Here is a 6,669-nt window from a genome sequence, read left to right on the forward strand (position 1 = left end):
AAATGGCGGCACTTCTATAACAATGAGCGCCCGCACTCTGCACTTGGCAACCGCACACCGGCCGCAGTCGGGCGTGAGCGGCGCCAAATACAGGCTGCTTGAAATCGAAGGCTAACAATCGCCGTGGCTACAAATTAGCCGATCAGGTCAGCGAAGCTGGCGAAGCCCTGGAATTAGACATCAAAGCGTTCCGTTACGCATACGCCCGTGACTCCAAGTTGCGTGGAATGCTGCCGCCGCCGAGGTCGATTCCCGTGACGCTTGTGCCCGACTCCATGCAAGCGATGTTCGAGCAAGCCTTTACCGAACGAGGTTCGTCAGGTCTACGTCCGACAGCTCAACAATGGGTTGCTGCCATAGATGCGCTGAGAAAGCGCTTGAAGAAGTGTTCGGCGGCTTCGATTCATGTCTACCCGGACCATCTCACACACTGCCCGTGGTGCGCGTTGGAGCAGCAGGGCATTGTCTATTTCGTTGACCTTGGTACGACAGTCACCACAACCGGCAGCGGGTTCGTCCTGACGAAAGTGTGGGCATTAATCGAAGATGTCGCACCACCGCCGCCGGTCAGTATGCCGAACGTTGCAAGTATCAATGTCACCGCTACGCTGCTACCTGCCGGCCTGAAAGGCAGCGGCCATGCAGGCCTTTTGAAAGCCCTCATCGTTATCGTAGCTTTGTGTCTCACTGCAGCAGTCCCAGCGGCTTGGATTATCTGGGGAGGAGCTGCTTATTTTGCTTGGACCGCGGTTGGAGGCTCAGTCTCCCCTGAACTGGCCGCAGAGAAGCACAAGCGTACAAACAAGCTGATTAGCGCTGAGCGAGCCTACCAAGCGCTCGCTGACAGAGCTCGCAAAGAAGCCGGCCCAGAAGGCTTTAATCATCGTAAAAAGCAGCTGTCTGACTTGCGGAACGAGTACGTTGGGCTTGCCGCCAAGGAGAAGGTGGAACTCGACAAACTACACCAAACAGCCGAGCAGCGGCAACGAGACAAGTTCCTCGACCGATATTTTATTGAAATAGCTTCCATCCCCGGTGTTGGGCCGGCGAAGAAGGCTGCTCTGCGTTCGTTCGGCATTGAAACCGCGGCCGATGTTCAGTGGAACAAAGTCCGCGCAGTGAAGGGCTTCGGAGACGTTCTTACGCGGGCAGTTGTCGACTGGAGAAAGGCTTGTGAGCGCAAATTTGTCTTCAATCCAGCGCAAGCAGTCACAGAAGCTGACCGCAATGCAGTTCGCGGCAAGCTACAGGTGCAAAGGAAGTCTATCGAAGCAAGCCTCCTTGCAGGGGCTACGGAACTTCAGCGTATGAGCACGGAGGCAAACGTAAGAACTGCGGCGCTACGAAACCAGCTTCAAGCCGCCGCTCAAGAGTTTGCGCAAGCCAAAGCAGACCTAGCTGTGTTGAGCTAAGGACGACATCGGAATACCGTTGGCACTCGCAGGTTCGTTGCAGCCCTGGTCTGATGTCGGCATACTTCGTCAGCGAGGACGACCTGGAAGTGCCGAGTGCATCGCATAGACAGCCTAGCAGTGCTACTGAGCCGTTATCCTCGTGCATGCGGCTCCTGCTATGCAAACGACGCTCTAGCGCTTAGAGAGCTCGCCCTTCCACGCTCTTTCGATGTGGTAGCGGCCGACAGTGGTTACTCTAGCTTCGAAATTTCGCGAGATAGCGCGTGAAAACCCAACCACTCACAAGCTCACCGTCTCCGTATTCATAGGAGACTTCCGTCCAGTCAGCCTTCGTAGAGATGACGGTGACAACCTGGCCAAACTGCAGGGTGTCGACCGATTTAGCTCGAGAGTTGGGAGTACTGCGTAGCCGGAGCGTAGAAGCGGTGACGAAGCGACAGTCTCGTAAAGCAGTGCCCAGTTCGCCCATCGAAAGCTTTTTGATTTCCTTGACTTGCTCGCGCGGGGCTAGAGCCGACGATTGCTTAAGAACCTGCTCAACGTAAGGAGTAATCAGGTTCGATGAAACGTTGAGAGCAATCGGCCAAAGGACAGCGGCAATTAGTCCCATTACAGCCCATTTCAGCCATTTCGAAGCTCGTGCCCAGAGCTCAGCAAAGCGTTCTGGTGTCTCGGCAGCATCAAGAGCCTGAAGCATGGCCTCGTCGTCCTCCACACTGTCCTGGTCAACGAACGAATCACCGACAACGTAGGCGCCGGCAGAGATGTCGCGTTCGATAGCCTCGAGGAACGAGTTTAGATAGGTCGGGCGCGTGAGCTTTTCTAGTTGACCAGTCCACGCTGCAGTTGAGCTGAATAGGGTCTCATAGCGACGATTGACGGACTCCGCCGCCGACAGCCAATGCTCACTAGGGACAGCGCGCCGAATGTCTAGCGTATTCAAGAACCGTCTGTACAGACCGTCCTCAACCATCGACTTCGACACCTTGTCGACCCACTCCATGCTCGCCTGCGCTTTCGCATGTGCAAGGTCTGTAGGCAAGCGTCCTAGCGCAGCAGCCTGACTACTAAGAAGTGAGCCTTCAAGTGACTTGAGGGACGTGCTGCGGAAGTAGTCAAAGTCCAAGCCACCAGCCAGCTTTTTCACCTGCGCACCGATGTCCAATGCCTTCGTGTACTCATGTAGAGCTGAACGGCTGCCAACAGCATCGACCAACGACTGCGTTTTCCAAGTCTTATCAAGCGAGGCCGCCAGGCCCTGCAAAGAGGTCATCTCCTTCACGGCATTTTGTAGCGAATTCATTGACTGCAGAGCTGTGAGGTCTCTTGTGTGAGCCAAGCCGAGCGCATCCATGCCAAGCTTCTCGGCGCTCAGTACCCCAGCGATAGACTTAGCGTACTCTCTCTGCGCGAAGGAGCCGCCGAGCGCATCCTCAATCTGACGAACCGTATTTTGGGTGGACAGAGCATCAAGATAAGCGCGAGAGTTTAGGATTGAATTCATTAGGGTTGTCACATGAAGGTTGGCGTCTGAAATGCTCAGTGCTGGCATCGGGAAGGTTACTCTCAAACCGAGCAAGATGCACCAAGGAACGACTGTGTGCTGGTCAGTTCATGCGCCAGCGACTCAGATAACACTTGCAAGGTATGACGACGACCGACTCAAAGGGCTGCCTTACCCGCTCAGCCTGCCTTGACTACTCATGCCAACCCATCAAGCGTGGCAAAATGGGTCTTCAGATGTGCAAGGCACGTCATCGCGTTAGTCAACTGGAGTGAAATTTGGAAACCGTTGTCGAGGTCATCGAGTCCCTGCAAGATATCCCCCAAGATGAGTGGAACATTCTGACCGAAGGGAACCCGTTCGTTAGCCATCAGTTTTTGCATCAGTTGCACACCTCAGGGTGTGCCTCAACTCGTACCGGATGGAGGCCGCGCTTCTTGGTCATTCGTCGGCAGGGGAGAGTCGAAGCTGCGATGATTCTGTACGCAAAGTACCACTCCAGAGGAGAGTACGTCTTTGACCATGCTTGGGCTCATGCGTATGAGCGTAATGGCTTGGATTACTATCCGAAACTAGTGTCAGCAGTGCCCTTTACACCAGTCACTGGGCCGCGATTACTGGCTTCAAACGACGCTGACAAGGCGCTCCTTGTGCAAGCCTCCGTTCAGTTCGCACAGGAGTCTGGTGTCTCGTCCTTGCATGTTCTGTTCCCGAGCGCGAGCGACGTCGAAATCCTGCGGGACGCTGGATTGCTGCTTCGGGAGAGTGTTCAGTTCCATTGGGTCAACCACGATTACAAGACGTACGAGCAGTTCCTGGACTCGATGACCCGCGAGAAGAGAAAGAAAATTAAGCAAGACAATCGAAGAGTAGCCGAGGCAGGTGTGACTTTCAAGCGTGTCACCGGCGACGCAATTACAAAGGAAGACCTCGACTTCTTCTATACATGCTACAAACTTACTTACGAAAATCACTACTCTTCGCCTTACCTGACAAAGGCCTTCTTCGCCGAAATCCAGAAGTCGATGGGCGCAAACTTGCTGCTCATAATCGCCGAGCAGCATGGGAAGCCTATCGCCGTTGCACTCAACGTTGTTGGACCCGACGCGCTGTACGGTCGGTACTGGGGGACAACCAAGTTCGTGTCAGGCCTACACTTCGAGTTGTGCTACATGCAGGCCATCTCATACTGTATTGAGGCCTCGATACCAGTATTCGAGGGAGGAGCTCAGGGTGAGCACAAGCTCTCCAGAGGTCTCGAGCCTACGCCTACATGGTCGGCGCATTGGATAGCAGATGCGCGTTTTGAAAGCGCCATCCAAGAATTCCTTGGCCAGGAGACCGCTCATGTAAATGAATACATTGACGAGTTGACCGAGCGTGCGCCGTTTAAGCGTGCTCCCTAGCCATACGGGCCGCGTTGTTCGATGTGCTCAACTTGGCTATCAATCCTCTTTGCTCCTCTAACTGGGCAGTAAGTTGCATATTTTTCGCTGCCAATTCATAGTTTTGTTCGGTTAGTACATCGGTCGGACTTGCGCCTCGCGACATCGCTGAAGCCCTTCGGTAGGCCTCTTGACTGAGCTTAGAATCTTGCCCTAATACACGCGCAAGCCCTGCCACAACGGCTTGGTAGTCCGTGGGCTTGCCATCGTCTCTGAACTCCTGAACTCTGCCCCTAAACCATTCTTCGGCAAACTTTCGCCTGATTGAATGAATGCCTGCGCCTTTCGGCGCCCCAATCGCTTGGAACGCCTCTGTGAAAATTCCTGACCATGCTTTGCTAGTCATTTGCTTTCCAGTTGTCTGCGAGATGAAGACAGGCATTTCATCCAAGTTCATTTGGCATTCAGCAGCGTTTTGCATTGCATCGCCGTATTGGTTGCGCAAAAAGCGATTGACTTCCCAAGCGAGAGCGTAGGGAATCTCGAAGTAATAATTTCGTGCAAGTTTTTGTTTCTTTGGGCGAATCGCATGCGCTTTTAATTCCGACTTCATCGACCGCTCAATGGCCGCGTCTGTAAATTGACTAGCTACCAGTGAATTAATGCTTCCTCTTCGCAGTCCAGTTTGGTCCGCAATGCGCATGAACAGTACATTACGCGCCGCTGTAGCGGCCGGCTGCAATGCGTAGAAGCGGTCTTCGATATCGTTCAGGTCAGCATTAGTTGCCCAATATTGCCCTCCAGGATTACTAGAGTTTTCGCCAATCCCTCGATAACACTTCGGGAACTTTCTTCTAGCGCGTCCGTTCCATTTATTCTGCTCGTCCCTGTGCAATGGGAGCGAAGACTGAATGGGAAAGCTCTTCCCCCATCCAATCAAAGGCCTATTGCACAGTTTTTCGGTGTCAGCCCATAAGTAGAATTCATAAATAATGCGCAGCTTTATATTGGTAGTCGCTTTCGCAGTTTGTTCTCCTCGAGAAGTTGGGCTGGACACGGTAGCCTCGTACGCGGCGTCACGAAAGCCTTCGATTGTCTCTTCGTTGGCGTCGAACCATTCTAATTTTTCACGGGCCAGATATTTTGCGAATTCAAGTAAAGCATATGCCACCGGCCTCATTGTCGAGTCGAAAGCAGCAGGTTCCTGATTGCTTCTTCTGGCTACATCGAGAGCGTGGCGATGGAACTCCACATGCCTAGACAAATTTGTTCCCCGAATTGTAGGAATCTTCAATTCAGGTTTGTAGTTGCTCCACCATAAGGTTACTGGGGTGTCGTTAGGAACACAGTAGATTCTTGCTGGCTCAGAAATCTCAGACATTATTCCTCACGAGGTTGATGAAGGTTTGCTATGAGCGATGAAATCGATTTTTCATCACTACTAGCTATGTATAAGAAGCTCTTCGTCTTGTTTATGAGTCGTCTTATATCGCTTAGCTTAGGCAACTGCCCGCTGCCGAGAAAGACGATGCGCACATCATAGCTTGACCACTTATCTAGCGAGGTTGGAATAGCGTAGCCGAGTTGAAATCTTAAACAATCGCTAGTGGATAGCTCAACTTCGCCAATGGTATCTATAAATGCGCGGACGAGAGCCGTATTTGCTGAGCCATCACCTGCGAGAACGATAGGTTGAGTAATGTCGATAATCTTCCCGGTTGAGCCGGCGGTCAAGCCTCTTTTGTAATCGCTTTGATGACACACTAGAGCGTCACCGATAGTCGCAACATAGTCATTCGCTAGTCGAACGACCGGAGTCGGAAGACGTTCAAATTTTCTAACCTCCATTTGTTCTTCATGAAGAGTGAAGTTGAACACCTTCGCCGCGGCTTGAGTATCTGTCAAAATTACTGCAGTAGACGTTGATATCGCTTTCCGATAGGTCGATAGTATTCGTACTTCCGCATCAACGGTCGCTGCTAAAGGCATAACTGCCGGGGCCACAATTGTTTGATATCGTAAGCTTCCTGTACTGAAGTCGTCCTTTGACGACTCGAGCAATTCCAGCGACATTTTGTTTTCTCTATTTGGCGATACGTATTTAACAAGTGAGACATTTTCGGTCGAGCAGACAGTACTGATTAAAGTGCTAATACTTGTCCCGAGCTCATGCATAGACGCTAAGAAAAAAACATCTGGGCAACCCGGGAGGGCATGTAGTTGTTTAGTTTCGTGTGATCATGTTCCGCGTCGTAGCTGGCCTTTGTTTCGTGCAAAGGCTATGCTGGCTGACTTGATTGCTGGGTTCAGCAGTCCCAGTGATCAATCCCACCAGGAGCAGTTTGCAGCATGAGTTCACGCATCC

6 protein-coding genes are annotated in these 6,669 nt (G+C 52.3%); 3 read left to right on the top strand and 3 right to left on the bottom strand.

Annotation, left to right across the window (positions count from 1 at the left end; genetic code table 11):
- The coding region (locus tag AB4Z32_RS27230; RefSeq protein ID WP_442124953.1) for an integrase core domain-containing protein at nucleotides 1-102 on the top strand (102 nt) is incomplete at its 5' end.
- Nucleotides 99-1,412: a hypothetical protein gene (locus AB4Z32_RS27235; RefSeq protein ID WP_442124948.1), complete on the top strand. Its 1,314-nt coding sequence runs from the start codon at nucleotides 99-101 to the stop codon at nucleotides 1,410-1,412. The genes AB4Z32_RS27230 and AB4Z32_RS27235, both read left to right, overlap by 4 nt.
- Nucleotides 1,413-1,650: 238 nt before the next feature.
- Here AB4Z32_RS27235 and AB4Z32_RS27240 read toward each other — a convergent pair whose 3' ends face one another.
- Nucleotides 1,651-2,967, bottom strand: coding sequence for an SH3 domain-containing protein (locus AB4Z32_RS27240; protein ID WP_442124949.1), 1,317 nt, complete (start codon nucleotides 2,965-2,967; stop codon nucleotides 1,651-1,653).
- 230 nt (nucleotides 2,968-3,197) lie between these two features.
- Here AB4Z32_RS27240 and AB4Z32_RS27245 point away from each other — a divergent pair, with 230 nt between their 5' ends.
- A complete protein-coding gene (locus tag AB4Z32_RS27245) occupies nucleotides 3,198-4,325 on the top strand; it encodes a GNAT family N-acetyltransferase (RefSeq protein WP_442124950.1) in 1,128 nt (375 codons plus the stop codon).
- Here the strand turns inward: AB4Z32_RS27245 and AB4Z32_RS27250 are convergent.
- Together AB4Z32_RS27250 and AB4Z32_RS27255 are read right to left on the bottom strand one after the other, a co-directional pair.
- Nucleotides 4,309-5,685, bottom strand: a complete 1,377-nt coding sequence (locus AB4Z32_RS27250; protein WP_442124951.1) for a hypothetical protein — start codon at nucleotides 5,683-5,685, stop codon at nucleotides 4,309-4,311. The genes AB4Z32_RS27245 and AB4Z32_RS27250 overlap by 17 nt on opposite strands.
- A complete protein-coding gene (locus AB4Z32_RS27255; protein WP_442124952.1) occupies nucleotides 5,685-6,377 on the bottom strand; it encodes a hypothetical protein in 693 nt (230 codons plus the stop codon). Before AB4Z32_RS27255 ends, AB4Z32_RS27250 begins: the two co-directional genes overlap by 1 nt.
- Nucleotides 6,378-6,669 lie beyond the last annotated feature (292 nt).

The organism is Massilia sp. 2TAF26, assembly GCF_052115005.1.
Taxonomy (GTDB): domain Bacteria; phylum Pseudomonadota; class Gammaproteobacteria; order Burkholderiales; family Burkholderiaceae_D; genus Telluria.

Excerpts from the sequence above, each read along its gene's own strand:
- AB4Z32_RS27240 (WP_442124949.1), bottom strand. The coding sequence starts at position 2,967 with ATGCCAGCACTGAGCATTTCAGACGCCAACCTTCATGTGACAACCCTA.
- AB4Z32_RS27250 (WP_442124951.1), bottom strand. The coding sequence starts at position 5,685 with ATGTCTGAGATTTCTGAGCCAGCAAGAATCTACTGTGTTCCTAACGAC.
- AB4Z32_RS27255 (WP_442124952.1), bottom strand. The coding sequence starts at position 6,377 with ATGTCGCTGGAATTGCTCGAGTCGTCAAAGGACGACTTCAGTACAGGA.